Genomic DNA, 26,973 nt, shown 5'->3' on the forward strand with positions numbered 1-26,973 from the left:
GTCCTGATGGGCGGACGGCTGATGGCCGGCAGCCTCGACCAGCTGGCCGCCCGTTTCCCGAACTCTCGGCTTGAGATGGACGCCTTCGGCGCCCTGTTCGGCGAGCCCGGCTTCGGCCCCGTCACCCGCATGGTCAGCGCCGGCCTGGAAGGCCTCCTCTTCGCCGCCTGCGTGGTCGGCGCCATGATCCTGGCGGGGCGGGGGCTGGAGAAGGGCTAGGCCTTGGGCCAGCCGCCCGAACGGCTGAGGGCGCTCGGCGCCGGACGGCCGATCCGCTCGCCGATCCAGCGCGCCGTCTCGATCAGGACGTCCAGAACATAGCCGGTCTCGAACCCGGCCCGTTCGAGCATATAGACCAGATCCTCCGTCGCGACATTGCCCGTGGCGCCGGGCGCGAAGGGGCAGCCGCCGATGCCGCCGACCGAGGCGTCCAGCACGTCGATCCCGGCCTGGACCCCCGCATAGGCGTTGGCCAGGCCCGTGTTGCGGGTGTCGTGGAAATGCAGGCGCAGGGTCGAGTCGGGCGCGGCCTTGCGCGCCGCCTCGACCTTTTTCGTCACGGCCCAGGGGTCGGCGACGCCGATGGTGTCGGCCAGGGCGATCTCCTCGACGCCGAGGGCCGCGATCCGGCCGACGAGACCCGCAACCTGGTCCACCGACACCTCGCCGTCGAACGGGCAGCCCCAGACGCAGCTGATCGTCACCGACAGTTTCGGCGCAGCCTCTCCGGCCTGCGCGTTGTGACGCCGGGCGACGATCTCCTCCAGCATGGCCTGCTGGCCGGCGAGGTCGAGGCCCTGGTTCTTCAGGCCGAAGCCGTCGGTGGCCGCGACCGAGACATTGACCTCGTCCACCGCCGTGGTCAGGGCCCGGTCATAACCTTTGGCGTTCAGCACCAGACCGATCCGGCTTCTGCCCGCCTGATGCGAGAGTTCGGCCATGACCGCTTCGGCGCCGGCCATCTGGGGCACATACTTCGGATGGACGAAGCTGACGGCTTCGATCCGTCTTGCCCCGGCCGCCTCCAGCCGCCGCACAAGCTCGACGCGGACGGCGGGGTCGAGGACGGCTTTTTCGTTCTGCAGCCCGTCGCGCGGCCCGACCTCGACGATCTGGATGGGACGGGTCATTCAGCCGACCCGGTGGTTGCAGGCGATGCCGCCCGGACCTCGGGGCCAGCACCGGGCCGGGCGGGCGGCGCATAGATCGTCAGGGCCACGTCGTCGCCGGTGGAGTAGTTATGGCCGCGCACGGTCTGGACCGCCCGCGCCTCGACCCCGGCCCGGGCGATCAGGGCGGCGAAGGCGTCGGCGTCGGCCCTTTCGACGATGGCGGGTCGCCCCTCGGACAGGGCCTTTACGGCCCCGGCCGCATCGGTCAGCTCGGTGTCCCGCCCCGTCAGGAAGACGAAGCTGGGTTCGTGGAAGCCGGTGATGGCGACAGGCCCGGGCGTCAGCCCCTGACGCGGCGACAGACCCGCACGATCCAGGGCCTTGGTCAGCTGCGGCGCGATCGACAGGGGTCTGAGTTGCCGGATCGTCCCGGCCAGGGCGCCGTGGGCCAGGACGCCGCAGACGATGGCGACCAGCAGCCCCGACACCGCGGCCCGGTTCAGCAGCAGGAAGGCCCCGCCCGCTCCGGCCACGGCGGCGAACACCACCGTCAGGGTCGCCCAGGTCTGGGCCGTCGAGCCGCCATAGGCCGTCAGCCCATAGACCGCGATGCCGCAGATCAGCACCGCCGCGAAGACCGACAGGGCCGACCCGGTCAGGCGCGAGATCTTGCCGATCGGCCGCACCACGGCGGCGGCGGCCAGGATGGCCAGCCCCCCGAAGGTCGGCAGGGTGTAGTGGGCCAGCTTGGTCGGGGCCAGTTCGAAGATCAGCCAGGCCGGAACCACCCAGCAGATCATGAAGCGGATCGCAGGCTCGGCCCGCCGGGTCCAGGCCGCCGCCACCGCCGCCGGCAGCAGCAGGGTCGACGGGAAGAAGAGCAGGGGCGAGATGACGGTGTAGAGCCCGATGAAGCCGCCGTGGCTTTCGTGGGCGCCGACGATCTTGTTGCCCAGATCCCCCATCACGGCCTCCTTCCAGAAGCCGCCGTCGGTGGCGATGGTGATGGCGATGGCCCAGGGGCCGACGATCAGGGCCGTCAGAGGCAGACCCCAGCCCCAGCCCAGCCGCTTCAGCCAGCGCACGTCCCGGTCCCAGACCGACAGGGCCAGCATGGCCGGGGCGACCACGATCAGGCCGATCGGCCCCTTGATGAGAATGGAGACGCCCAGCCCCAGCCAGAACATCAGCTTGTGCGGCCTGAGCGGCCGCTCGCCCGCCTTCGTCGCCATATAGATCCGCGCCAGCCCGGCCATGGCCAGGGTCACGGCGCCGCACAGCATGGCGTCCGTCTTGGCGATGCCTGCCTCGGTCGACAGCAGGAAGGTCGTCCCCAGGATGGCCCCGGCCAGAAAGCCCGCGCGATGGCCGAACAGGGCCGCCCCCGCCCAGGCCGCGCAGGCCGCCGCCAGCATGGCCCCGAGCAGGGAGGGCAGGCGGTAGGGGGCGATGTCGCGATTCTCGACCTGACTGGTCACGGACACCGCCGCCGCCTGCAGCCAGTAGATGCCGACGGGCTTCTTCCAGCGCGGCACGTCCTGGAACCGGATATCGACATAGTCGCCGCTCTCCAGCATCTGGGAGGTGGCCTGGGCGTAGCGGCTCTCGTCCCGATCCAGCGGCGGCAGCAGCAGCAGCCCGGGCAGGCCCGCGAACAGGGCCAGCAGGGCCGCCAAGGCCGGACCGCGCCAGCCGACGATATAGCGATCCAGATCAGGACGGTTCATGGGCGAGTGGTAGCACGGCTTTCACCGCCCCTGTCAGCCCCTTCGCATCGCCGTCCCACCCCCGTCTCGCACCCGGGCTGCGGCTGGGCTAGAAGTCGGGGATGAACGCTTCCGCTTCGCCCGAAATCTCCGTCGTCGTTCCCGTCCATGACGAGGCGGGCGCCGCCGTGCCCCTGGCGCGCGAGATCGCCCAGGCCTTCGCCGGCCGGTCCTACGAGATGATCTTCGTCGACGACGCCAGCCGCGATGCGACCCTGGCCGAACTGCGCGCCGCCATGGCCGACCTGCCGGCCCTGCGCGTCCTGGCCCACACGTCCAATGCGGGCCAGAGCCGGGCGGTGCGCACCGGCGTGATGGCGGCGCGCGGGTCTCTGGTGGTCACCCTGGACGGCGACGGCCAGAACCCGCCACACGAAGCGCCGCGCCTGATCGACGCCCTGGTCGCGGCCCCGGCCAATGTCGCCCTGGTCGGCGGGGTCCGGGCCAAACGTCAGGACACGGGCGCGAAGAAACAGGCGTCGCTCTGGGCCAACCGCATCCGCAAGCGCCTGCTGGGCGACGACGCCGACGACACGGGCTGCGGCCTCAAGGCCTTCCGCCGCGACGCCTTTCTGGCCCTGCCCTACTTCGATCACATCCACCGCTACCTGCCGGCCCTGATGATCCGCGAGGGGTATGAAAACCGCTACCTCGACGTAGACCACCGCCACCGCGAGACGGGCCGCTCGAAATACACCAACTGGGGACGGCTGATGGCGTCGTTTTCCGACCTGCTGGGCGTCATGTGGCTGAAGACCCGCTCACGCCGCCCGGGCGCGGTGAGCGAGTTTTAGGATGTTGTCGCCAGCGTAGCGGTCGCGCGGGAAGCGGGTTATCGTCAACGCGCTTCCGCCGGAAGCCGCCTGAAGGACCGCGCCCATGCTGATCGCCCTGCCGCTGCTGCTCATCCCGGTGGTGCTCTACAACATCGTCGTGCTGTGGGGCGCGTCGGGTCAGGGCGGACTGGCGGCGGCTGACGAAATTCTGCGCGATCCGGTCTTTTCCATGCCCATGACCTCGGGCGCGACCTGGAGCGTGGGGGTCGGCGACCTGATCCTGTTCCTGGCCCTGATCCTGCTCTTCTTCGAACTGCTGAAGTCGACCTCGAGCCAGAAGGTGGCGATCGTCAATCACGCCCTGTCGCTGGTGGTCTTCGTGGTCTGTCTGGTTGAGTTCCTGCTGATCCGGGGCTTCGCCACCTCGACCTTCTTCCTGATCCTGACCATGGTCATGCTGGACGTCCTGGCCGGTTTCATTGTGACGATCATCGCCGCGCGACGGGACATGGATTTCGGCGCGGGCGGGCACTGAGTGAACAGTGAGCAAGGGGTGCTAGTGAGCGCTTTCGCTCACGGCTCGCTCACTAGCACTTTTCACGGCTCAAGCGTCTCAACGGTCAGATTGCCGTTCGTATAAACGCAGATGCTGGCCGCGATCGCCATCGACTTCCGCGCGATGGCCTCGGCGTCGAGATCGGAATGCTCGATCAGGGCGAGCGCCGCCGACAAGGCGTAGTTGCCGCCTGAGCCCACGGCCGCCACGCCATGCTCCGGCTCGAGCACGTCGCCCACGCCCGTGACCGTGAAGATCGAGCTCGCGTCGGCCACCAGCAGCATGGCCTCCAGCCGACGCAAGTAGCGATCCGTCCGCCAGTCCTTGGCCAGATCGACGCAGGCCCTCGCCAGCTGGTCCGGATACTGCTCCAGCTTGGCCTCCAGTCGTTCGATCAGGGTGAAGGCGTCGGCCGTGGCGCCCGCGAAGCCGGCCAGCACCTTGCCGCCCGCCAGCACCCGCACCTTGCGCGCGGCGCCCTTGACGATGGTCGGGCCCATCGAGACCTGGCCGTCGCCGGCGATGACGGTGCGGCCGTTCTTTCGCACCGCCAGAATCGTCGTGCCGTGCCAGCCGGGAGAGGCCGCCGCATCGGCGGAAAGTCGGGAGTTGTCCATGGCTTGCAGATGGCGTCGGGAGCGCCGCGCATCAAGCTTTGCATTATGATTCCCTCAATTGGGGAGCTTTGCCATATTTTTACCCCATGTAACCGCTACCATTCACAATTGAATTCCCCGAAAACCGATGTGATTGGAGATTCGCTGTGCTTCAGCGCGCGATCTACGTCAGCGACGCGACCGGCGAGGCAGGCTCCAACCTCCTGTCCCTGGTCCAGATTCTGGGCGTGTCCGACGCCAACAACCGGCGGGACCACCTGACCGGCGTCCTGCTGTTTCATGGCGGCCAGTTCCTGCAGGCGATCGAGGGCAAGCGGACCGATCTGGATCGGCTGATCCGTCGCCTGAAGGCCGACCCGCGCCACTCCAACCTGCGCTTTCTCGTCGATGGCCCGGCCGAGGGCCGCAATCACGGCGAGGCGCCGATGGTGCGACTCCAGCTCAACACCGGGGCCCACGAAATCCTCGGCGACGACGCCCTGTCCGATCTGGACCTGCCGCGCGCGGAGGCCCTGTTGCGCGCCGCCGCAACCCACACCGCTGCGGCCTGATCCTCCCGGCCCGACCTTCACCGCCTGACTTCCGGCCGCCGACCGCCTAGATAGGCGGATGGCCCACTTCTCCGACGCCGAAGTCGAACGCTACGCCCGCCACCTGGTCCTGTCCGAGATCGGCGGCCCGGGCCAGCAGAGGCTGGGCGCCGCTCGCGTCCTGATCGTCGGCGCCGGCGGCGTCGGCGGACCCGCCGCCCTCTATCTGGCCGCCGCCGGGGTCGGGACGATCGGACTGGTCGACGATGACACGGTCGCCCTGTCCAATCTCCAGCGCCAGATCCTGTTCTCCGACGCCGACATCGGCGCACCCAAGGTCCAAGCCGCCGCCGCCCGCCTGACCCGGACCAACCCCCATGTCGCCGTCGAGCCGCACGCGGTCCGCCTGACCCCTGACAACGCCGCCGATCTGGTCGCCGCCCATGACGTGGTGATCGACGGCACGGACGACTTCGACACCCGGTTTGCGGTCAACGCCGCCTGCGTCGCCGCCGGCAAACCCCTCGTCTCCGGCGCCCTTGGCCGCTGGACGGGTCAGGTGGCGGTGTTCCAGGGCCGCCCCTGCTACCGGTGCCTGGTCCCGGAAAGCCCGCCCGACGCCGAGACCTGCGCCCGCGTCGGCGTCGTCGGCGCCCTGACCGGCGTCATGGGCTCCATGGCGGCGCTCGAAGCGATCAAGCTCGTCACCGGCGCAGGTCAGCCCCTGACCGGCCGGTTGATGCTCTACGACGGTCTTGCAGGGACGAGCAGGACAGTGAGGGTGGCGGCCGATCCAGAGTGCTCGGTGTGCGGAACCTGAAGCCGCCCCTGGACCTGGATCAGATCGGCTTCAGTCGGCCTGTTTCGATCCAGGCGTTCAGTCGGGCGGGCGCCAGACGGGCCACGCAGCTTTCCTTGCCGCAGGCGGACCTGGCGATCAGGAAGGTGTCCCCGTCCAACGGAACGATGCCCGTGCTCGCGTCGAAGTGGAGCCTCTGGAGGCTTGCGAAGGTGCGATCCGCCCGGATCAGCACCTCCGTGAAGTCCGGCTTGCCGTAGCATCCAAACCACCAGTGGTCGCCGTCGAAGGCGGCGGTCTGGATGCCCTTGAAGGTCTGGCCCGTCTTCAGAGCGATCCTTCGGCCGGAAGTGAAATCCATGTCGAACGCGTAGACGGCGTTCTCAACGGCGCCCTCGGGCAGGCCGCCGACGACGATGAAGCGACCGTCGCCGAACGCGACGCCCCCCGCGCCATAGACCAGGTCGGGAAGGGCGTGCCGGGCGAGCAGTGACAGGTCTTCGGCATCGTAGACGTAGATCCAGGAGTCCGCGCGCCGCTCCGCGTCGTTGAACAGGCCCAGGTTGACCGCGACATAGAGCCTGCCCCCGACGTGGCACAGGTCACCGTGATGCGTGGGCACGGCGACCTGACGGACGATGTTCCCGGCCGCGTCGGTCTTCACGAGATGGGTCGTCATCGACCAGTAGATGGCGTCCCGATCATTGGTGCAGACGCCCTGGAGGTGGCCGGGATAGGTTCCGCTCAGCGCCACGCCGGAGGCGGCGACGATCTGCAACGGGGTCAATCCGATCGACGGGCCGGCCGACAGGCTTGGAAAGCCGGCCAGGGCCAGAGGGAGAGCGCCCATCAGACCGCGACGCGAAAGCCTGTCGGCTGCCCGGTTCGATCCCTGCGGCCGATCTGAACGCGACGCCATCGATTCATCCTCCGATCCGGTCACCGGACGTAGGCGGAGAATGTGACAGCCGATCCGCCGCGCGCTCCCTACAACATCGCCGGGATCACCCGGTCCGGCGGGCGGTGCTGGTTCTGGAAGGTCATGACGTTGAGGATCACCCGGTCGCCCATGTCCTGACGCGCCTCAAGCGTCGCCGAGCCGAGGTGGGGCAGCAGAACCACATTCGGATGGCCGATCAGACCGGGATGGATGGCCGGCTCGTTCTCGAACACGTCCAGTCCGACGCCGGCCAGACCGCGCCGCGCCACCACCTCCGACAGGGCCGCCTCGTCAATCAGTTCGCCGCGCGCGGTGTTGATCAGGACGGCGTGGGGCTGAAGCCGGGCCAGACGGTCGGCGTTGAGCAGGTGGTGGGTGTCCTTCGTCGCCGGGCAGTTCAGCGACACCACGTCCATCCGCGCCAGCATCTCGTCCAGATCGTCCCACCAGGTCGCGCCCAGCTCCTCGGCGATCCGCTCGGAGACGGGTTTTCTGTTGTGATAGTGGACCTGCATGCCGAACGCCTTGGCGCGTCTGGCGAGGGCCTGGCCGATCCGGCCCATGCCGACGATGCCCAGCCGCTTGCCCCACAGCTTGCGCCCGCACATCCAGGTCGGGGTCCAGCCCTGGAACCGGCCCTCGGCGACCACATTGGCCCCCTCCACGATGCGGCGGCTGACGGCCAGGATCAGGGCCATGCCCAGATCGGCCGTGTCCTCGGTCAGGACGCCCGGCGTATTGGTGACGATGATCCCGCGCGCCACCGCCGCGTCGATGTCGATGTGATCGACCCCGGCCCCGAAGTTGGCGATCATCTTCAACTGCTCGCCCGCCCCGTTGATCAGGTCGGCGTCGATCTCGTCGGTGATGGTCGGGACCAGAACCTCGGCCCGCTGCACCGCCGCCTCCAGCGCCGCCCGGTTCATCGGCTGGTCCTTGAGGTTCAGTTCGGCGTCGAACAGCTCGCGCATCCGCGTCTCGACCGCGTCGGGCAGGCGTCTGGTTAATACGACCTTAAGCTTGCGGGTGGACATCTGGGCCTCGGGATTCACGCGGGCGTCTGGGGTGACAGACGGCCCGGTTGCGACAGGTCGTTACGGGTGTCTAGCAAGACTGCGTCCGGGTTCAAAAGGGTGAAGGGCCGCAGGCGGGTCGCGCCCCTGTTCGCCGGCGCCGTCGCCCTGCTGCTGGGCGCCGCCGCCGAGCCGACGGCGGTCATGCCCGACGGCCGCCCGACCCCGACCCGACAGCCGGTGCCGCGCTGGCTGTCGCTGAAGTCGTCCGAGGTCCGCGCCCGCACCGGCCCCGGTCTCGACTACCGAATCCTGTGGGAGTATCGCGCCGCCGGCCTGCCGGTTCAGGTCATCGCCGAGACCCGCGAATGGCGAAAGATCTGCGACCCGGAGGGCTCCGTCGCCTGGGTCCATCGCAGCGTCGTCTCCAGCCGCCGCACCGTCTTCAACCCCTCGACCCAGGAACTGCCCCTGCGCTCGGGCCGCAGCGAGACGGCCGCCGTCCGCGCCCGTCTTGCCCCCCGCGCCCTGATCGCCCTGGACAAGTGCGAGGACGGCTGGTGCGATCTGGGCGGACGCAAGGTGCATGGATGGGCGCCCGAGGCAGCCCTGTTCGGGGTCCAGCCCCGCGCCCTGTGCGACGCCTCGCGCCCTGCCGGCCCGGCCGGGCGGGGCGGCTAGGCCCATTCACGACGGTTGAGCCCGGACGGGCGCTGGTGTAACCCCGCCGCAACAGTGTTTGCGGAGCCCGCATTGAGCCAGTCCCAATACCCCTCGTCGTTCGATCACGCCGCCCTTCTGGCCTCGGGCCGGGGCGAGCTGTTCGGCCCCGGCAACCCCCAGCTTCCGGCCCCGCCGATGCTGATGTTCGACCGGATCGTCGAGATCAACTCCGACGGCGGCGCGCACGGCAAGGGCTATGTCGAGGCCGAGCTCGACATCAACCCGGACCTCTGGTTCTTCCAGTGCCACTTCATCGGCGACCCGGTGATGCCGGGCTGCCTGGGCCTGGACGCCATGTGGCAGCTGGTCGGCTTCTATCTGGGCTGGATCGGCGGCCAGGGCAGAGGCCGGGCGCTGGGCGTCGGCGAGGTCAAGTTCACCGGCCAGGTCACCCCCGACATCAAGAAGGTGGTCTACAAGATCCATCTGAAGCGGGTCATCAACCGCAAGCTGGTCATGGGCATCGCCGACGGCGTGCTGGAGGCCGACGGCGAGGTCATCTACACCTGCAACGACATGCGGGTGGGCTTGTTCGGTGCGACAACCTCGGTCGCCGAAACCCCTGCCGCATAGGCGGGAAACCCACTATCTGAACATCGCGGTCAACGCGGGACCAATGCGGGCGACGGCCAGATCGTCGCCAAAGGACAGAAGGAAACAGCCATGCGGCGTGTCGTCGTCACCGGCCTGGGCATCGTCTCTTCCATCGGCACGGGCGTGCAGGAGGTCCTGACCTCCCTGCGCGAGGCCCGTTCGGGCGTCGTCGCCGCCCCGGACCACATCAAGTACGGCTTCCGCTCCCAGGTCTGGGCCCCGCCGTCCCTGGGCGTCACGGCCGAGGACTGGGCCCCGCTGGTCGATCGCCGCGCCGCCCGCTTCCTGTCCAACGGCACGGCCTGGGCCCATATCGCCTTCGAGGAGGCGCTGAAGGATTCCGGCCTGACGGCCGAAGAGATCCAGGACGAGAAGATCGGCCTGATCGTCGGCGAGGGCGGCCCCTCGACCCAGGTCATCCTGCAGGCGGCCCAGACGACCATGGAGCGCGGCTCGCCCAAGCGCGTCGGCCCCTTCGCCGTGCCCAAGGCCATGTCGTCCGGCCCCTCGGCCGTCCTGTCGACCTGGTTCCAGATGAAGGGGATCAACTATTCGATCTCCTCGGCCTGCGCGACCTCGGCTCATTGCATCGGCGCGGGCGCCGAACAGATCGCCTGGGGCAAGCAGGACGTGGTCTTCGCCGGCGGCTGCGAGGACATCGACTGGTCCATGTCCAACATGTTCGACGCCATGGGCGCCATGTCGTCCAACTTCAACGACACCCCCTCGGTCGCCAGCCGGGCCTATGACCGCGACCGCGACGGCTTCGTCATCGCCGGCGGCGCCGGCATCGTGGTGCTGGAGGAATACGAGCGGGCCAAGGCGCGCGGCGCGACCATCTACGGCGAGGTCGTGGGCTATGGCGCCAACTCGGACGGCCACGACATGGTCGCCCCCTCGGGCGAGGGCGCCGAGCGCTGCATGAAGCTGGCGATGGACATGGCCGGCAACCGCCGCATCGATTACCTGAACCCGCACGGCACCTCGACCCCCGTGGGCGACGCCAAGGAGATGGCGGCGGTCCGCAACGTCTTCGGCGCCGACATGCCCCTGATCTCCTCGACCAAGTCCATGACCGGCCACTCCCTCGGCGGCGCGGGCGTCTGGGAGGCCATCTATTCCATCCTGATGCTCAACAACGGCTTCGCCGCCGAGAGCGCCCATATCGAGAACCTCGACCCCGAGTTCGAGGGCATGCCGATCCTGCGCGAACGCAAGGACGTCGAACTGACCACCGTCATGTCCAACTCCTTCGGCTTCGGCGGCACCAACGGGACGCTGGTGATCTCGAAGGTCTGAGATGCGCTACCTCGATCGAGCGCTTACGGCTTTGGGGGGGCTCGCACTAGGTATGGCTCTGTTCCTGCGTCTGCCGACCTGGGTCGGTGTGGTGGGAATCTTGATGATCGCCGTAGCCGTGTTCTTGCCGGATCGCTTTCGGCGATAGGGGCAGGGGTCATTTTATCCCGTCATCCTCGCCCTTGTGGCGAGGATCCAGAAACACCGAAGGCCAAGTCAGGCCCAAAGCCCTCTACCCGATCCAAGATCGCGAATTCCTGGAGCTGCCGGGAGTCTGGATCCTCGCCACAAGGGCGAGGATGACGACGTTGGGGTTGGGGATTGGGTACGGTCGCTACGCGGCCGCGCGGCCTTCGCTCTCGGTCAGGACCAACCGGATCGCCGTGAGCAGGGCCGCCGGGTCGATCGGCTTGCACACCACCGCATCCATCCCCGCCGCGCGATAGCGGCGGGCGTCGCGCTCGGAGGCATTGGCGGTCAGGGCGATGATCGGCATGCCCGGAACCCGCAGGGCGCGGATGCGGCGGGTGGCCTCCAGCCCGTCCATCCCGGGCATCTGGATGTCCATCAGGATCAGGTCGAACCGCGTCCGACCGACCGCCTCAATGGCCTCCGCCCCGCCGTCTACGCTCTCAGCGGTGGCCCCGAAGGTCTCCAGCAGTTTCGAGGCCACGAAGCGGTTGGTGGCGTTGTCGTCCACGACGAGGACATGGATCGTCTCATGCGGCGTCGGTTCCGGGGCCGCGGCCTTTTCGGCCGCGCGCTCGACAGCCTCGGGCAGGGTCAAGTCGAAGACGAAGCGCGCGCCGCCGCCGGGGGCGGTGGAGACGCCGATGGCGCCGCCCATGGCCTCGACGATCTGGCGACAGATGGTCAGGCCCAGCCCCGCGCCCGCGCCGTCGCGATGGGCGCCGCCGGTGTTGAAGGGCTCGAAAATGTGGGCGGCGATGTCGGGCGGGATCCCGGGCCCCGTGTCCTCGATCGCGCCGGACACCCTCACCTGCCCGCCTTCGGCGCGGGCCGAGACCCGCATGACGACCCCGCCCTCGGTCGTGAACTTCAGGGCGTTGCCGATCAGGTTGTTGAACAGCTGCTTGATCCGCACCCGGTCGCCCATGACCCAGCCGTCCTCCGGCAGGTCGCAATCCAGGGTCAGCCAAAGCCCCTTCTCCTCGGCCCGGGCGCGCCACAGGGCCTCGACGTCCTCGACAAGGGCCGACAGGCTCAGGGGCTCGGCGTCCAGATGGGTCACCCCCGCCTCGGCCCGCGACATGTCCAGGGCGTCGGTCAGCAGGCCCAGCAGGGATTCGCCGGAATCGAGGATGGCCCCGACATAGGGCCTGAGCTCCGTCTGGGTCAGCTTGCGCTCCAGCAACCGCGCCACGCCCAGCACCCCGTTCAAGGGCGTGCGGATCTCGTGGCTCATCACGGCCAGAAACTCGGACCGGGCGCGGCTGGAGGCGCGGGCCTCTGCCTCGGCGACGGCGAGACTGCGCGCCAGCTCGGCCATCTGGTCGGCGCGCTGCAGGTTGATGGCGCTGGCGGCGCGCAGGATCTCCAGCACGCTGCCGGCCCCGACATAACGCCCCTGACGCGTGGCGATGAAGCCGCCCAGCAGGGCGCCGGCGTCGGCCGAATCCGCCAGGCGGAAGAAGGCGTCGGCGGGCTCGTCCTCGTCGGCCACGACCGGATTGTGGTTCATCAGGCCCGAGATCGGACGACCGGCGTAGAGCTCGCGCCCGAAGGCGGCGGCCATCTTCAGAAACAGGGCGTTGCGCTCGATCAGGCCGACGGGCCGCCCCTCGGCGTCCACCACGGCGATGACCATCAGGTTCGGGTCGGCCTGGAACCGGTCGAACGCCAGGCCGCCGGGCGTGTCGCCGGTGATCGGTTCGCCGGGTTGTACATAGTCGCCGATACGCATGGCCGCTCCCACAAGCAGGCCGGCACATTCACCGGAAGCCCTTAACAGCCGGTGGGTCGAGTGTGAAATTTCGTCTATGTTTTCAATACAATCTATCCGGCCACGGAGCGATCTCCGGGCCCCGAAGCGAACCGGCGCGCGGGCCATGCTTCCTTGGACGCCGCCGCCCTGCTAACCCTCGGCGCAAATCATCTGGAGACATCTCATGGCATCCGAATCCGCCTGGAACATGCCGACCGGCCAACTGATGAAGGGCAAGAAGGGCCTCATCATGGGGGTGGCCAACGCCAATTCCATCGCCTGGGGCATCGCCTCCCAGCTGGCCGCCCAGGGTGCCGAACTGGCCTTCACCTACCTCGGCGAGGGTCTTGAGCGCCGGGTGCGCCCCCTGGCCGAGAGCGTCGGCGCCAGGCTGCTGATCCAGGCCGACGTCACCGACGACGCCTCCATGGACACCGCCTTCGCCGAGTTGGAGAAGGAATTCGGCACGATCGACTTCGTCATCCACGCCATCGCCTTCGCCAACAAGGACGAGCTGAAGGGCTCCTTCGTCGACAACACCTCGCGCGACAGCTTCCTGCTGGCCATGAACATCTCGGCCTTCAGCTTCGTGGACGTGTCACGCCGCGCGGCGAAACTGATGCCCAACGGCGGGTCTCTGGTCACCCTGACCTATCTGGGGTCCGAGCGGGCCATCCCCAACTACAACACCATGGGCGTGGCCAAGGCGGCGCTGGAGGCGGCGACCCGCTACATCGCCCGCGACCTGGGGCCCAAGGGTATCCGCGTCAACGCCATCTCGGCCGGAGCCATGCGCACCCTGTCCCTGGCCGGCATCTCGGGCGGCCGGGGCATGATCGCCCAGGGCCGCGCCATGTCGGCGATGAAGGAGGACACCTCCATGGAGGGCGTCGCCGGCGCCGCCCTGTGGCTGGTCTCCGACCTCGGCTTCTCGACCACCGGCGAGGTCGTCCACGTCGACGCCGGCTTCCATATGATGGGTCTGGCCGGCGACGAGGAAGGCTGAGGTTTTAGGGAATAGGGGCAAGGGAATAGGGAATAGGGGCGAGGGGATAGTTTTCCAGCAAGAACCAGCGGTTCCACCTGATCCCGCCTTTCTCCCAGAAACCTAGAACCTCAAACCTAGCCCCTCACCCCTCTCCAGCCTCTATGAAGCACTCCCGTCTCCCGCCCCCCTCCGCCTTCACCGCCGCCGCCGTCGGGGTGATCATCGGCTTCGGCGGGACGGTGGCCCTGGTGGTGCAGGCGGGTCAGGCGCTCGGGGCCAGTCCGGTGCAGATCGTCTCCATGGTCACAGGCCTCTGCCTGGGCATCGGCCTGCCGGGCCTGCTGCTCAGTCTCAGGCTGCGCATCCCCGTCATCCTGGCCTGGTCGACGCCGGGCGCGGCGCTTCTGGCGGCCTCTACCCTCGGCCACGACTGGTCCACCGCCGTCGGCGCCTTCGTCATCTCCGGCCTGCTGATGGTGCTGACGGGCCTGATCCCGGTGCTGGGTCGGCTGGCGGCGCGCATTCCCCCGGCCATCGCCTCGGCCATGCTGGCGGGGGTGCTGGCGCCCTTCGTCATCCGGCTGTTTCTGGTCTTCCCGACCGACATGGCGCTGGCCGCCGGACTGGTCGCGGTTTTCCTGATCGGGCGCAGACTGGCCCCGACCTGGGCCATGCCGATGGTGCTGGCCGGCGCTTTCGCCGCCCTCGCTCTCCGGGGCCAGATCGCCCTGCCGCCCGGGACCGGCCTGTTCGGGACCCTGGCGCCCGTGGTTCCCCATTTCGACCTGAAGGCGGCGATCAGTCTGGCCCTGCCGCTTTTCCTCGTCACCCTGGTGTCCCAGAACCTGCCCGGCCTCGTGGTGCTGAAGACTTCGGGCTATGAGCCCCGGCCCGGCCCCCTGCTGCTGGCCACGGGCGCGGCCACGACCGTGCTGGCGCCGTTCGGGGTGTTCGGCGTTAATCTGGCGGCCATCGTCGCGGCCATCTGCACCGGACCGGACGCCCATCCCGACAAGGACCGCCGCTGGGTGGTCGGGGTGATCTACGGCGGCCTCTATCTGGTCGTGGCCGTCTTCGCCGCCCCCGTCGCCGGCCTGTTCGCCGCCATGCCGGCGGGGGCCCTGGCCCTGATCACCGGCCTCGCCCTGATCGGCCCCCTGACCGGCGCCCTGACGACCATGCTGGCCCAGCCCGAGGACCGCGAGGCGGCGGTGCTGACCTTTGCCGCCACCGCCTCGGGTCTGGCCTTGCTCGGCATCGGCTCGGCCTTCTGGGGCCTGACCGTCGGCTTCCTGGCCCTGGCGGCCCGACGCCTGCCGGGGTTGCGTCGCGCCTAGCCCCGCGCCGGGATCTCCAGCCCGCGCTGCACCGCCGGCCGCGCCAGTCCGCGCTGCAGCCAGGCGTCCACGGCCTTGAAGTCGGCATAGCCGACGATCTCGCCCGCCTCATAGAAGCCGACCAGATTACGCACCCAGCCCAGCAGGGCGATGTCGGCGATGGAATAGTCGCCCCCATTCGGACCCATGATCCAGTCGCGGTCCTGAAGCCGGCCGTCCAGCACGCCCAGCAGACGGCGGCTCTCGGCGACGTAGCGGTCGCGCGGCCGCTTGTCCTCGAACTCCCGGCCCGCGAACTTGTGGAAGAAGCCCAGCTGGCCGAACATCGGGCCCACGGCGCCCATCTGCCACATCACCCACTGGATGGTCTCGTACCGGGTCGCCGGGTCGCTCGACAGCAGCTTGCCCGTCTTGTCGGCCAGATAGATCAGGATCGCGCCGGATTCCCACAGGGCCAGAGGCTTCCCGCCCGGACCGTCGGGATCGAGGATGGCCGGGATCTTGCCGTTCGGGTTCAGCGACAGATAGTCGGGCGTCCAGGTCTGGTTCTGCATGATGTCGACCAGATGCGGCTCATAGGCCAGGCCGATCTCCTCCAGCATGATGGAGGCCTTCACCCCGTTGGGCGTGTTCAGCGAATAGAGCTGCAGCCGGTCGGGATGCTGCGCCGGATACTGGCGGGTGATCGGAAAAGCGGACAGGTCGGTCATGGAACGGGCTCCGTTGAGGCCCGGATGTCGGAAGCCGCGCCGTTCCGCGCAAGGTCACGCGCCTTTGCGCGACGCCGGGCATTTCGCGGTTGACGCGAACGCCCGATGTGCCAGCTTCACCATTGTCCGATCCCCCCGGACCCAAATCTGGAGAGCCGTCATGGCGCACAAGTTCGAAGTCTATCAGGACAAGGCCGGCGAGTTCCGCGTCCGCTTCAAATACAACTCCGAAGTCATCTTCTCGACCGAGGGCTATTCCGACAAGTCGGGCGCCAAGCGCGCCATCGAGTCGATCAAAAAGCACGTCGGCGACGCCCCGGTCGAAGAGGTTTGAATACCTGTTCCTTCTCCCCTTGTGGGAGAAGGATCAGCCTTCCGGCTCCCGCTCGCCGACCTCCTCGGGCCGCACCACGCGCAGCCAGCCCTCGGCGACATGCAGCTCCGGCGCGGCCTCGCGCGTGAACGGCAGGTACCAGGTCCGGCCCCCCGCCGCCGGGGCGATTTCCAGCATGTCGTCGGCGCCGAAGTTCTGCACCGACTTGACGGTCCCCAGCACGACATCGGCCGGGTCGCGGGCCTCCAGACCGACCAGATCGGTCAGATAGAATTCGTCCTCCTCCGGCTCGGGCAGGGCGTCGCGCGGCACGAACAGCTTCAGCCCGCGCAGGGCGTCGGCCTCCTCCTTGGTCGCGATCTCCTTCGCCCGGCCGACGATCCCTTTCTTGTCCGGCCGTCCGGAGGTCAGGGTCAGACCGACCGACCCGTCGGCCCGCATCAGGACGCCATAGTCCAGCAGGCTCATCGGCTCGGCCGTATAGGCCGTCACCTTGACCTCGCCGCGCACCCCAAAGGCGCCGCCGATCTGGGCCACGAGAACGAGTCTGGCGTCTGTCGTCATTCGGCGATCCTCTTCATCCCGCCCCATAACAGAAAAGCAGCGCCCGTGAGGACGCTGCTTTCCCGTATCATTCCGGCCAAAGCCGGCGATGTCGAAAGCCTCAGCCCTCGGTCTTCTCTTCTTCGGCGGCGCCTTCGGCCGGAGCCTCTTCGACGCTGACCTCGGCCGAACCTTCGGCTTCAGCGGCGGGAGCTTCCTCAGCGGCCGGAGCCTCTTCAGCGGCCGGCTCTTCAGCCGGAGCGTTCTTGGCGGCTTCGGCGGCGGCGGCGGCTTCTTCCTTGGCGCGGGCGGCGGCTTCGGCGGCCTCGGCCTTGGCGGCGGCTTCAGCCTCGGCGCGGTCGGCTTCGCGCTGGGCGCGCTCAGCCAGACGTTCCTGGGCCTTCTTGCCCGGGGCGCCCTTGTTCGGGTTGTTGCCTTGCGTCCACTGGACCTTGCCGGCCAGGGCTTCGTCGGTGCTCTGCGAGATGAAACGGGCGACGCGGTCGGTCGGCTGGGCGCCCTTGCCGAGCCATTCGGCGATGCGATCGGCCTTCAGCTTGATGCGGGGTTCGGCGGCGTCCTTGGGCAGCATCGGGTTGTAGGAGCCGACCTTCTCGATGAACTTGCCGTCGCGCGGGGCGTGCGAGTCGGCGACGACGATGTGGTAGTCGGGGCGCTTCTTGGCACCGCCGCGGGACAGACGAATCTTCAGCATTTTCAGTCTCTTTCTTTAAGTCGGATCATTTCTTGGGAGGGAAGCCCGGCAGGCCGGGCAGGCCTCCCGGAAGTTGTCCGCCGCCCAGTCCCGCAAGACGGTCCTGGATGGCTTTCAGTTCGTCGGCCGAGGGTTCCGGCATCTTGCCGCCACCCATGGCCTGAAGGCGTTTCATGTCGGCGCCGCCGCCGCCCATTCCGGGCATGCCGCCACCCAGGCCGCCGAGCATGGCGGCCATCTGCTGCATCTTGCGCGGACCGCCCTTGGCCATCGACTTGACCATATCGGCCATCTGACGGTGCTGTTTCAGCAGGCGGTTGATCTCCTGGACCTCGACCCCGGCGCCGACGGCGACCCGCTTCTTGCGTGACGCATTCAACAGGTCGGGCTTCTTGCGCTCGGCCTTGGTCATGGAGGAGATGATGGCTTCCTGTCGCAGGATCATGCGGTCGTCGACGCCGCTCTCGGCCATCTGGTTCTTCATCTTGGCCACGCCGGGCAGCATGCCCATGATGCCCTGAAGACCGCCCATCTTCTTCATCTGCTGCAACTGGGCCATCAGGTCGTTCAGGTCGAACTGGCCCTTGGCCAGCTTCCTGGCCATGGCCTCGGCCTTGGACTGGTCCAGCTCCTGCGACGCCTTCTCGACCAGGGCGACGATGTCCCCCTGACCCAGGATGCGGCCGGCGACGCGGCGGGCGTCGAACACGTCCAGGGCGTCGACCTTCTCGCCCGCGCCCAGATATTTGATCGGCAGGCCGGTGACGGCCCGCATCGACAGCATGGCGCCGCCGCGCCCGTCGCCGTCGGCGCGGGTCAGGATCAGGCCGGTCAGGGGCAGACGCTCGTGGAAGGCCTTGGCGGTGCGCACCGCGTCCTGACCGGTCAGGCTGTCAGCGACCAGCAGGGTCTCGACGGGTTTGGCGATCTCGGCGACCTCGGCCACCTCGTTCATCAGGCCCTCGTCCAGGGTGATGCGGCCGGCGGTGTCGAGGATCAGGACGTCGAAGCCCTGGAGTTTCGCGGACGTGAGGGCCCGCTTGGCGATCTGCACCGCGCTCTCGCCCGCCACGATGGGCAGGGTCGCTACCTCGATCTGCTTGCCGAGAGTGGCCAGCTGCTCCATGGCGGCCGGACGACGGGTGTCCAGCGAGGCCATCATGACCTTCTTGCGATCGAACTTCGTCAGCCGCAGCGCCAGCTTGGCGGAGGTCGTCGTCTTGCCCGACCCCTGCAGACCGGCCATCAGCACCACGGCCGGCGGGGTCGCATTGGTGTTGAGCGGGACCGGCTCCTCGCCGCCCAGCATCTCGATCAGGCCGTCATAGACGATCTTGACCACCTGATCGGCCGGCTTGACCGAGCGAATGACTTCCTCGCCCGTGGCGCGCTCGGTGGCGAAGGCGATGAAGTCCTTGACCACCGGCAGGGCGACGTCGGCCTCCAGCAGGGCCACGCGCACCTCGCGCATCGCCTCCGCCACGTCCTTCTCGGACAGGGCGCCGCGGCCGGTGATCCGGTCGAAGACGCCTGTCAGCCGCTCGTTCAGAGCCTCGAACATTCACTACCTCGTCAGCCAGCAGGCCGTTCAACCCCGCCGCCTGAACCGATCTCCATAGCGAAACGGCCTCTGGCGACGCTCACGTCGGCAGAGGGTTCTCGCCTGCCTCGTTCATTCTCGTGGGCTATCGGCCGGTCGGCCTACTTGAGCCCGTGCTCAAGTAGCGCTCAGCGCGGTAGCACAACGAAAAATGCTGTCGTGCAGGTGGAGACGCAGGTTCAATTGCGTCGGAAGCGGCGGCTTATGAGGCAAAGACGGCCGTTTGTCGACTCCCGCCCGTCAGGCCGCGACGACACGCAGATCGCCGGCAGGCGCGTCCAGGGCCCGGGCGCCGTCCTGTTCACGCCCCTCGATCACGGGGTCGGTCCGGCGCGGTAGTCCGAGCACGGCCAGAAGGTAGCCGACGATGGCGCTGCCGCCATAGGCGACCAGCGGGGTCGGGTAGTCGGCAACGACCGCCGCGATGATGATCGCCAGCCAGGTTGCGCCGAACGCGGCATGGATCGCGCCGCCGCTTCTGTCACGCACCAGCCCCATGAGGGCCGGCACAAGCAGGATCATCGCGCCGCCCCACACCGCGATGGCGGACAGGAGGCCGCCGGAAAGGGCGGTGCGGAAGACGCGGTCGACGAATGGGGTGGGTGGAACCTCGTCCGGTTGCAGGGCGGTAAGAACCAAGGCCACAAGGGCGGCGGCCAGCACGACGACCGCCATGCGATCGCGTTTCATCAGGGCGACCGCGCCGACGCCCGCGACCACGGCGCCCGCCATCGCCCGGTCCGGCTGCCACGCCATGGCGACGGCCGCGAGCACCAAACCTGAGGCCGTCAGGATATTGCGCGACCGAGCGAAGCTGGTGATCAGCAGCGGCACAAGGATCAGGCTGGGCTGAAACACGACACCGCCCAGGGACACCCAGCGACGGACGCCCGACGCCGCGTCTCCGAATCCCGCCGTCGCCAACAGGGCCAGTCCCGCCACCAGGGCCAGGACGCCCGCGCCAGGTCGCGCCAGCGGATCCTTCCCCAGGAACGGCAGGATCACGATCAGGCCCGCAACGAGAGCCGACGCATTCATCACCAGCATCCGGGCGGGTGCGCCCGCCATGACCAGATAGGCCAGCCCCATCGACGTCGCCGCAACGGCGCAGGCGATCGCCACGCCGCGTCCCGGCCATTCGGTCATCATTGTCATCGCCCGTCCTTCTTCTGAATTTGTCAGCGCCTCATGCACGGCCTCGGCCGTCGCGGCCTTGAGCGCCCAGGTCGCGCAGCCAAAAGCGAAGATGAGGGCCTGATCCGGCCGTTCGATCTCGCCGGCCTCGCGCGCCATGGCCTCGGCCCAGCCGGACAGGCGCTCAGGCGCCAGCCTCATGCAGCACCGGACGATCCTCTCCGCCATCCTCATGCCGGTCTGGCCCTGGGTTGCGGATCGGGCGCAGGAATCGGCGGATTCGCTCGGGTGAGGGCGCGGCCCGGAGATGTCAGTCGGTAGGCGTGGCGCGGCGGTCGTCCCGACACGGCCTCCAGCCATGTAGCCTCGAGGAAGCCCTGGGCCTCCAGCCGGATCAGCAGGGGATAGAGGGTGCCCGACCTGACGCCGGTTCGGCGACAGAGATCGTAGCCGTGCGACCAGTCGCCCCCGGCCTCATCAAGGACGGCAAGCACCGATCGGGCGATGGGGGACAGGGCTCTGGCGCGGGTCACTTCCAATAAATCTACCTAGATAGATTTAATGTCAACCGCTGGGGTCGCGGGCTCGAATCATGGACCAGCCTCGGGCGCGATGGGACATGCGCCCCGCCCGCCATGACGGACGCCGCGCCCCCATCCCGGTTGTCACGCAAATTCATTCCCTGTTTCTGGCGTCCGGGGTCGCCTTGAAGGTCGTTTTGACCTCAAGATGAATCAGCTCCCCGACCGCCTCCTTGCACCAGAAGCGAGATGAACCATGTCGCCCGCCGCTACCGACGACCGCCTGCGCGAAGAGGTCCGCCTGCTCGGCGCCCAACTGGGGGAGGTCATTCGCGACGAGGGGGGTCAGGCCCTCTACGACAAGATCGAGGCGGTGCGTCAGGCCTCGGTCGCCTATCACCGCGACCCGGCCTCACATCCGGCGAAGCGGCTGGAGCGGCTGCTGACCGAACTGGATCTGGATGAGGCGGTCGGCCTGGCCCACGGCTTCGCGGTCTTTTCCCTGCTGGCCAATATCGCCGAGGACCGGGCGGGCAAGCGTCGGGCGCAGACGCAGACGCTCGCGGCCCTCAGCCCCGAACGCGCCCGGCCCGACACCATGGAGGGGGCGCTGGCCCGGCTGGCGGCGGCGGGCAAGACTCCGGCGGACGCCCGCGCCCTGCTGGCCGAGGCCCTGATCTCGCCGGTTCTGACGGCCCACCCGTCCGAGGTAAGGCGCAAGAGCGTCATCGACCGGATCGCCGCCGTCTCCGACCTGCTGGACGCCTGCGACGCGCCCGGGGCCGAAAGCTCGGTCCCCGCCTGTTCGCCCGAGGCCTTCCGCCGGGGCTTGCGTCGCCAGACGGTGATCCTCTGGTCCACGCGACTGGTGCGCGGCGCCGGTCTGGTGGTGCAGGACGAGATCGACACCGTCGTCTCCTTCCTCGAACGCATCTTCCTCAAGGTGGCGCCGGAACAGCTGGCCGACTGGCGCCGGCGGCTGGACGCGCCGGACCTCCAGCCCTTCATCCGCATCGGCGCCTGGGTCGGCGGCGACCGCGACGGCAATCCCAACGTCAATGGCGAGACCCTGTCGGCGGCTATGGCCACGGCGGCGCGGGCGGTATTGCGGTTCTATCTGGACGAGGTCAACGCCCTGGGCTCCGAGCTCAGCCTGTCGGCGAGCCTCGCCCAGGTGACGCCCGAACTGGCGGCCCTGGCCGGCGCCTCGGACGACGACAGCCCGCACCGCTCGGACGAGCCCTATCGCCGCGCCCTGACCGAGATCTACGCCCGTCTGGCCGAGACCCATCAGGCCCTGACCGGCATGCCGGCGCCCCGCCCGGCCCGGTTCGCCGCGACGCCCTATCCCGGCCCCGCCGAGTTCCGCGCTGAACTGGCCATCCTCCAGTCCAGCCTGATCGCCAGCCATGGCGAGGCCTTCGCCGACGACCGGCTGGCGCATCTGATCACCGCCGTGGACATCTTCGGCTTCCATATGGCGACCCTCGACCTGCGCCAGAACTCGGACGTCCATGAACGGGTCGTGGCCGACCTGTTCCGGGTGGCGGGGGTCGAGGCCGACTATTCGGCGCTGGACGAGGAGGCCCGCATCGCCCTGCTGTCCGGGGAGCTGGCCTCCGGACGGCTGCTGTTCAATCCGTATGGGACCTACGCGGAGGAGACGCTGAAGGAGCGGGCCATCCTTCAGGCCGCGGCCGTCGCCCTCGAACGCTTCGGCCCCCAGGCCATCCGCACCCATATCGTCTCCAAGACCGATGCGGCCTCGGACCTGCTGGAGGTCTATCTGCTGCTCAAGGAGGTCGGCCTCTACCGACCCGACGCCCCCGGCGAATGCCCGATCCAGGCCGCGCCCCTGTTCGAGACCATCGACGACCTCCGCGCCGCCAAGCCGACCTTGGAACGCCTGCTCCGGGAGCCCGCCGCCATGGCCGTGGCCCGGGCGCGCGGCGTGCAGGAGGTAATGATCGGCTATTCCGACTCCAACAAGGACGGCTCCTACCTGACCTCGACCTGGGAACTGCACGAGGCCTCCCGCGCCCTGCTGGACGTCACCGAGGCGGCCGGTCTGCGGCTCCAGCTGTTCCACGGCCGGGGCGGCGCCGTCGGACGCGGCGGGGGCTCCAGCTTCGCCGGCGTGGTGTCCCAGCCCACCGGCACCGTGGCTGGCCGCATCCGCATCACCGAACAGGGGGAGGTCATCGCCAACAAGTACGGCGAGCCCGACGTGGCCCGCCGCAACCTCGACGCCCTGACCGCCGGAACCCTGATCGCCTCCCTCGCGCCGCCGCCCGACGACGAGCTGACGGTCCGCCACGGCGCGACCGCGTCCGCCCTCAGCCAGGCCTCGATGAACGCCTATCGCAGGCTGGTCTATGAGACCGACGGCTTCGTCGACTATTTCCGCGCCGCCACCCCCATCGCCGAACTGTCGGAGCTGAAGATCGGTTCTCGCCCGGCGTCGCGCACCGCCTCCACCGCCATCGAGGACCTGCGCGCCATCCCCTGGGTGTTCAGCTGGTCCCAGAGCCGGGTCATGCTGCCCGGCTGGTTCGGTTTCGGCTCGGCGGTTCAGGGCGCCGACCTGGAGGAGCTGAGGGTCATGGCCCGCGACTGGCCCTTCTTCCGCACCCTGATCCAGAACATGGAGATGATCATGGCCAAGGCCGACATGACCATCGCCCGCCGCTACGCGACCCTGGTTCCCGATCCGGCCCTGGCCGTGCGCATCCACGGCGAGATCAAGGCCGAGTTCGAGCGCACCCGCGACGCCGTCTTGGCCATCACCGGTCAGGACCGGCTGCTGGGCGGCCAGCCCGAACTGGATCGGCTGATCCGGCTGCGCATGCCCTATGTCGAGCCGCTGAACCACGTCCAGATCGAGCTGATCCGCCGCCGCCGCGCCGGCGACGACGACCCCCGCGTGCGCGAGGGCATACTGCTGGCCGTCAACGGCGTGGCGGCGGGGCTGAGGAACAGCGGATAGAGCAGCGGCGGTCGATGACGAATCCGCGTCGCCTCTTCAGGGGACGGACGGGTTTGGCGGCTGAAGAAAATGTCATGACTTCAATGTCATGACCTCGAATTAAAGCTTGGCCATACCTTCGCCGCCGAAGGGTCGGCGTGCCGCTTCAGAGAGGGCCCAGAGATCTGTCCGTCGCCGACAAGAGCGACGCACTTCTCAGGAGACGCCCGCCATGAAACTGATCCTCGCCACCGCCCTCGCCCTTACCGCGCTTGCCGGCGCGGCCTCCGCCCAAACGTCCAATGGGTCGACCCGCATCCCGTTTGGTGATCTGAATCTGTCCACCCCCGCCGGCGCCGCCGCACTCGACACCCGCATCGACAAGGCGGCCCAGACGATGTGCCGCAACGCCACCCGCCCGGCCAGCCGCCTGAACGACACCGCCCATTGCGTCGCCGCCGTCCGCGCCGAAGCCGTGTCGAAACTCCCGACCCCGACCCGCGCCCGATACGTCGCCCATCGCCAATCGCTGACCCTGTAACGCCAACGCTTCCCGACCGCGGAAGGCCCCGCCGGACCGATCCGGCGGGCCTTTTCGCATGTCCGCGCCGGCCGCATCGAACTGTACAGCGGCCTCAAGGAGACGGTGCTATCGCCGGACCGGTCGCTGTCGCGCAAGAAGCAATCACCAGACCGCGTCTTCGGCGGTACAGATTTGCTGAGTATTGCCGGGCGTCAGCAAAGCTTGATCCAACCATCACAGGATGGCGGCGAGAGCGTCACCAACGCCGCCTAGTCACCGGCCGTCGCACCTCCCCGCGACGATCATCTGGAAGCCGGTCATGAAAACGATCGCCCTCGCCGCCTCTCTTTCCCTCGCCACCTGCCTCTCCCTCCTGGCCTGCGGTTCCGCGACCGCCCAGGACAGCCGCCACCGCGTCCGCATCAATGATCTGGACCTGGCCACGGCCGAGGGCGCCGACGCCTTCGACGCCCGTGTTCAGCGCGCCGCCCGCAGCGCCTGCCAGGGCCTGTCGCCCGTCGCCGGGCTACAGTGCCGCGCCGCCGTCGCCCGTGAGTTCGAGAACGCCCTGCCCGAGGCCCGTCGCGACAACTATGCCCGCGCCCGCTCGGGCGGCCGCATCCTGGCCTGGGTCCCGAACTTCCAGGCGTAAGCTGAAACGCAGGACGCCCGGGACCAGTGGTCCCGGGCGTCCTTTTCGCGTCTTCCCGCTGGGTCAGTTGACCGGGAAGCCCCGCACCCGCAGCAGCGCCGCCACGTCCGGGTCGCGGCCGCGGAAGGCGCGATAGGCCTCGCCGCGATCGGTAGTGTTGCCCGGCGCCAGAATCTGGCTCTTGAACCGGCCCGCGATGTCCGGATTGAAGACGTCGCCCGACTGCTCGAAATAGGCCCAGGTGTCGGCGTCCATCACCTCGGACCACAGGTAGCTGTAGTAGCCGGCCGAATAGGCGTCGGACGTGAACAGGTGATTGAACTGCGGCAGGCGGTGCCGCATCACGATCTCCTTGGGCATGCCGATCCGCGCCAGCGACGCCTTCTCGAAGGCGTCGATGTCGGTCGGCGGCACAGCCTGGGTGTGAAGGTCCATGTCGACGATGGCCGAGGACAGGTAGCTGACCGTCGCATAGCCCTGGTTGAAGGTGTTCGAGGCCTGGATCTTGTCGACCAGGGCCTGGGGCATGGCGGCGCCGGTCTGGTAGTGCTTCAGATAGCCGTCAAGGATCGGCCGGCTCAGCACCCAGTGCTCATGCACCTGCGACGGGTACTCCACGAAGTCGCGCGGCGTATTGCCGAACGACGGATAGGTCACCACCGACGACAGATAGTGCAGGGCGTGGCCGAACTCGTGGAACAGGGTCTCGGCGTCATCCAGCGAGATCAGCACCGGCTCGCCCGGCTCAGGCTTGGTGAAGTTGTTGTTGTTCGAGACCAGGATCGCCTTGGAGCCGTCCAGTTGCGAGAAGGACCTGTAGCTGGTCATCCAGGCGCCGGAGCGCTTGCCCGGGCGGGCGTAGTCGTCGGTGTAGTAGAGGCCGATCAGGCGGTTGGTCGCCTTGTCATGAACCTCATAGACCTCGACGTTGGGTTCGAAGACCGCGACGGCGCCCTTGGGCAGCTTCTTGAAGGTGAAGCCATACAGGCGCTCGGCCATGGCGAAGGAGCCGGCGCGGACGGCGTTGAGCTCGAAATAGGGCTTCAGCTCGTTCTGATCGAGGTCGTACTTCGCCTTCCTGACCTTCTCGGCGAAATAGAGATAGTCCCAGGGCTCGATGTCGAACCCGGCGATCGCCTTCATGTCGGCGACCTCCTCGGCGACGCGCGCCTTGGCCGGGGCCCAGACGCGGTCCATCAGGGCCTGGGCCGCCGCCGGGGTCTTAGCCATGGTGTCCTGCATGCGCAGTTCGGCATGGTTGCGATAGCCGAGCAGTTTGGCCCGCTGGTCACGCAGCTTCACGATCTCAGCGATCGTCGCATTGGTGTCGTTGGCGTCGCCGTTGTCGCCGCGGTTGACGAACTTCTTCCAGACCTGCTCGCGCAGGGCCCGGTCGTCGGCGAAGGTCAGGAAGGGATCGACCGCCGAACGGGTGTTCAGGATGGCCCAACCGGTCAGGTTGCGGCTGCGCGCGGCCGAGGCGGCGGCGGCCTTGTTCGACGCCGGCAGGCCGGCCGTCCCGGCCTCGTTGGCGATCAGGGTCCAGCTGTTCTCGTCGGCGACCACCTTTTGGCCGAAGAGGGTGAAGGCGTTGGAGAGGGCGGTGTTGATCCGGCCCAGCTCGGCCTTGCCGGCCGCGTCCAGATTGGCGCCCGAACGGATGAAGGCGTCGCGCGCCCGTTCCGCCAGACGCTTCTGCTGGGCGTTCAGACCCATGGCGTCGGCGTTGTCGGCGACCGTCTTGACCCGCTGGAACAGCTTCTCGTTGAAGCTGATCTCGTCGAAGAAGGCCGAGGTCAGGGGCGACAGTTCGGTGTCGAGCGCATCATATTCGTCGCCGCCGATATTGCCGGTCATGACGCTGTAGATGTTGAAGGCGCGGTCCAGCGGCTGGCCCCACAGTTCCTGGGCCGCCATGGTGTTGGCGAAGGTCGGCGCCTCGGGATTGTCAGCCACGGCGGCGACGTCGGCGCGCGCCAGCTGCATGGCCTCCAGCATGGCCTCGCGCAGCTTGGCGGGCGTCACCTTGTCCCACGGCGGGGTGCCGTCATAGGGGCCGGTCCAGGGCTGAAGCAGCTCGGCCTTCGGCGTCTGGGCCGGCAGCACGGCCAGGGCCAGACGGGCCTCCTCGGCCAGGGAGATGGGGCCGGTGGAGGCGGCGCCCGGCAGGCCCGGCGCGCCGGTCGCGCCCGTGGTCGAGCAGGCGGTGAGGGCCATCAGGCTGCCGCCCGCGATGAGAAGCTGGCGTCTGTGCATCGATTTCTCCCGATGAAGATCATGT

27 protein-coding genes are annotated in these 26,973 nt (G+C 68.7%); 14 read left to right on the plus strand and 13 right to left on the minus strand.

Annotated features, from left to right (window positions below):
- Nucleotides 1–219, plus strand: a 219-nt coding sequence (locus tag ACT6QK_RS01200; protein ID WP_444596001.1) for a hypothetical protein, incomplete at its 5' end; no start/stop codon positions are given.
- On the opposite strand, the gene ACT6QK_RS01205 is transcribed toward ACT6QK_RS01200, so the two are convergent.
- Entirely contained in the window at nt 216–1,130 is a 915-nt protein-coding gene (locus ACT6QK_RS01205) for a hydroxymethylglutaryl-CoA lyase (protein ID WP_444596002.1), read from the minus strand. The two genes, ACT6QK_RS01200 and ACT6QK_RS01205, sit on opposite strands and share 4 nt — an antisense overlap.
- The gene (locus tag ACT6QK_RS01210) at nt 1,127–2,839 is read right to left on the minus strand and encodes an ArnT family glycosyltransferase (RefSeq protein ID WP_444596003.1); all 1,713 of its coding nucleotides are present in this window, start codon (nt 2,837–2,839) and stop codon (nt 1,127–1,129) included. Before ACT6QK_RS01210 ends, ACT6QK_RS01205 begins: the two co-directional genes overlap by 4 nt.
- A 101-nt stretch (nt 2,840–2,940) precedes the next feature.
- Here ACT6QK_RS01210 and ACT6QK_RS01215 point away from each other — a divergent pair, with 101 nt between their 5' ends.
- Both ACT6QK_RS01215 and ACT6QK_RS01220 read left to right on the plus strand, forming a co-directional pair.
- Nucleotides 2,941–3,672: a glycosyltransferase family 2 protein gene (locus ACT6QK_RS01215; RefSeq protein WP_444596004.1), complete on the plus strand. Its 732-nt coding sequence runs from the start codon at nt 2,941–2,943 to the stop codon at nt 3,670–3,672.
- Between the two features lie 85 nt (nt 3,673–3,757).
- On the plus strand, nt 3,758–4,189 hold the full coding sequence (locus ACT6QK_RS01220; protein ID WP_444596005.1) for a hypothetical protein: 432 nt from the start codon (nt 3,758–3,760) through the stop codon (nt 4,187–4,189).
- A 62-nt stretch (nt 4,190–4,251) separates the two neighbouring features.
- Here ACT6QK_RS01220 and hslV read toward each other — a convergent pair whose 3' ends face one another.
- Complete coding sequence (hslV, locus tag ACT6QK_RS01225; protein WP_444596006.1) at nt 4,252–4,827, minus strand: ATP-dependent protease subunit HslV; 576 nt, start codon at nt 4,825–4,827, stop codon at nt 4,252–4,254.
- Between the two features lie 146 nt (nt 4,828–4,973).
- On the opposite strand from hslV, the gene ACT6QK_RS01230 reads away from it, so the two are divergent.
- Together ACT6QK_RS01230 and ACT6QK_RS01235 are read left to right on the plus strand one after the other, a co-directional pair.
- Nucleotides 4,974–5,378, plus strand: coding sequence for a BLUF domain-containing protein (locus ACT6QK_RS01230; protein ID WP_444596007.1), 405 nt, complete (start codon nt 4,974–4,976; stop codon nt 5,376–5,378).
- 58 nt (nt 5,379–5,436) lie between these two features.
- The gene (locus ACT6QK_RS01235) at nt 5,437–6,177 is read left to right on the plus strand and encodes a HesA/MoeB/ThiF family protein (RefSeq protein WP_444596008.1); all 741 of its coding nucleotides are present in this window, start codon (nt 5,437–5,439) and stop codon (nt 6,175–6,177) included.
- 19 nt (nt 6,178–6,196) lie between these two features.
- On the opposite strand, the gene ACT6QK_RS01240 is transcribed toward ACT6QK_RS01235, so the two are convergent.
- Entirely contained in the window at nt 6,197–7,006 is an 810-nt protein-coding gene (locus ACT6QK_RS01240; RefSeq protein WP_444596009.1) for a hypothetical protein, read from the minus strand.
- 137 nt (nt 7,007–7,143) lie between these two features.
- Entirely contained in the window at nt 7,144–8,130 is a 987-nt protein-coding gene (locus ACT6QK_RS01245; RefSeq protein WP_444596010.1) for a 2-hydroxyacid dehydrogenase, read from the minus strand.
- Between the two features lie 99 nt (nt 8,131–8,229).
- Between ACT6QK_RS01245 and ACT6QK_RS01250 the strand changes: the two genes are divergently transcribed.
- From ACT6QK_RS01250 to fabB, 3 genes are all read left to right on the plus strand, one after another.
- Entirely contained in the window at nt 8,230–8,790 is a 561-nt protein-coding gene (locus ACT6QK_RS01250) for an SH3 domain-containing protein (protein ID WP_444596011.1), read from the plus strand.
- A 72-nt stretch (nt 8,791–8,862) separates the two neighbouring features.
- Nucleotides 8,863–9,405, plus strand: a complete 543-nt coding sequence (fabA, locus tag ACT6QK_RS01255; protein WP_444596012.1) for a 3-hydroxyacyl-[acyl-carrier-protein] dehydratase FabA — start codon at nt 8,863–8,865, stop codon at nt 9,403–9,405.
- A gap of 90 nt (nt 9,406–9,495) precedes the next feature.
- On the plus strand, nt 9,496–10,725 hold the full coding sequence (gene fabB / locus ACT6QK_RS01260) for a beta-ketoacyl-ACP synthase I (RefSeq protein ID WP_444596013.1): 1,230 nt from the start codon (nt 9,496–9,498) through the stop codon (nt 10,723–10,725).
- A 334-nt stretch (nt 10,726–11,059) separates the two neighbouring features.
- Here the strand turns inward: fabB and ACT6QK_RS01265 are convergent, their stop codons facing one another.
- Nucleotides 11,060–12,649, minus strand: a complete 1,590-nt coding sequence (locus tag ACT6QK_RS01265; RefSeq protein WP_444596014.1) for an ATP-binding protein — start codon at nt 12,647–12,649, stop codon at nt 11,060–11,062.
- A 229-nt stretch (nt 12,650–12,878) separates the two neighbouring features.
- Between ACT6QK_RS01265 and ACT6QK_RS01270 the strand changes: the two genes are divergently transcribed.
- Together ACT6QK_RS01270 and ACT6QK_RS01275 are read left to right on the plus strand one after the other, a co-directional pair.
- Nucleotides 12,879–13,676: an enoyl-ACP reductase FabI gene (locus ACT6QK_RS01270; RefSeq protein ID WP_444596097.1), complete on the plus strand. Its 798-nt coding sequence runs from the start codon at nt 12,879–12,881 to the stop codon at nt 13,674–13,676.
- Nucleotides 13,677–13,819: 143 nt separating this feature from the next.
- Nucleotides 13,820–14,995, plus strand: coding sequence for a benzoate/H(+) symporter BenE family transporter (locus tag ACT6QK_RS01275; protein WP_444596015.1), 1,176 nt, complete (start codon nt 13,820–13,822; stop codon nt 14,993–14,995).
- Here the strand turns inward: ACT6QK_RS01275 and ACT6QK_RS01280 are convergent.
- Entirely contained in the window at nt 14,992–15,705 is a 714-nt protein-coding gene (locus tag ACT6QK_RS01280) for a glutathione S-transferase N-terminal domain-containing protein (RefSeq protein WP_444596016.1), read from the minus strand. The genes ACT6QK_RS01275 and ACT6QK_RS01280 overlap by 4 nt on opposite strands.
- Nucleotides 15,706–15,865: 160 nt before the next feature.
- Between ACT6QK_RS01280 and ACT6QK_RS01285 the strand changes: the two genes are divergently transcribed.
- Nucleotides 15,866–16,039, plus strand: a complete 174-nt coding sequence (locus tag ACT6QK_RS01285) for a YegP family protein (protein WP_444596017.1) — start codon at nt 15,866–15,868, stop codon at nt 16,037–16,039.
- Between the two features lie 33 nt (nt 16,040–16,072).
- Here the strand turns inward: ACT6QK_RS01285 and rimM are convergent, their stop codons facing one another.
- From rimM to ACT6QK_RS01310, 5 genes are all read right to left on the minus strand, one after another.
- Nucleotides 16,073–16,603 (minus strand): ribosome maturation factor RimM, encoded by a 531-nt coding sequence (rimM, locus tag ACT6QK_RS01290; protein ID WP_444596018.1) that lies wholly within the window; start codon nt 16,601–16,603, stop codon nt 16,073–16,075.
- A gap of 100 nt (nt 16,604–16,703) precedes the next feature.
- Complete coding sequence (rpsP, locus tag ACT6QK_RS01295; RefSeq protein ID WP_444596019.1) at nt 16,704–17,297, minus strand: 30S ribosomal protein S16; 594 nt, start codon at nt 17,295–17,297, stop codon at nt 16,704–16,706.
- Nucleotides 17,298–17,322: 25 nt separating this feature from the next.
- Nucleotides 17,323–18,858: a signal recognition particle protein gene (ffh, locus tag ACT6QK_RS01300; RefSeq protein ID WP_444596020.1), complete on the minus strand. Its 1,536-nt coding sequence runs from the start codon at nt 18,856–18,858 to the stop codon at nt 17,323–17,325.
- A gap of 279 nt (nt 18,859–19,137) precedes the next feature.
- The gene (locus ACT6QK_RS01305) at nt 19,138–20,232 is read right to left on the minus strand and encodes a hypothetical protein (protein WP_444596021.1); all 1,095 of its coding nucleotides are present in this window, start codon (nt 20,230–20,232) and stop codon (nt 19,138–19,140) included.
- 29 nt (nt 20,233–20,261) lie between these two features.
- Entirely contained in the window at nt 20,262–20,564 is a 303-nt protein-coding gene (locus ACT6QK_RS01310) for a PadR family transcriptional regulator (protein ID WP_444596022.1), read from the minus strand.
- Nucleotides 20,565–20,808: 244 nt separating this feature from the next.
- Between ACT6QK_RS01310 and ppc the strand changes: the two genes are divergently transcribed.
- The 3 genes from ppc (at nt 20,809) to ACT6QK_RS01325 (ending at nt 24,692) form a co-directional block, all read left to right on the plus strand.
- A complete protein-coding gene (gene ppc, locus ACT6QK_RS01315) occupies nt 20,809–23,538 on the plus strand; it encodes a phosphoenolpyruvate carboxylase (RefSeq protein ID WP_444596023.1) in 2,730 nt (909 codons plus the stop codon).
- Between the two features lie 211 nt (nt 23,539–23,749).
- Complete coding sequence (locus tag ACT6QK_RS01320) at nt 23,750–24,058, plus strand: UrcA family protein (RefSeq protein ID WP_444596024.1); 309 nt, start codon at nt 23,750–23,752, stop codon at nt 24,056–24,058.
- Nucleotides 24,059–24,359: 301 nt separating this feature from the next.
- Complete coding sequence (locus tag ACT6QK_RS01325; RefSeq protein WP_444596025.1) at nt 24,360–24,692, plus strand: UrcA family protein; 333 nt, start codon at nt 24,360–24,362, stop codon at nt 24,690–24,692.
- A gap of 63 nt (nt 24,693–24,755) precedes the next feature.
- Here the strand turns inward: ACT6QK_RS01325 and ACT6QK_RS01330 are convergent, their stop codons facing one another.
- Nucleotides 24,756–26,948: a M3 family metallopeptidase gene (locus ACT6QK_RS01330; RefSeq protein ID WP_444596026.1), complete on the minus strand. Its 2,193-nt coding sequence runs from the start codon at nt 26,946–26,948 to the stop codon at nt 24,756–24,758.
- Between the last annotated feature and the right edge of the window lie 25 nt (nt 26,949–26,973).

Source organism: Brevundimonas sp. (assembly GCF_052436175.1).
GTDB lineage: Bacteria > Pseudomonadota > Alphaproteobacteria > Caulobacterales > Caulobacteraceae > Brevundimonas.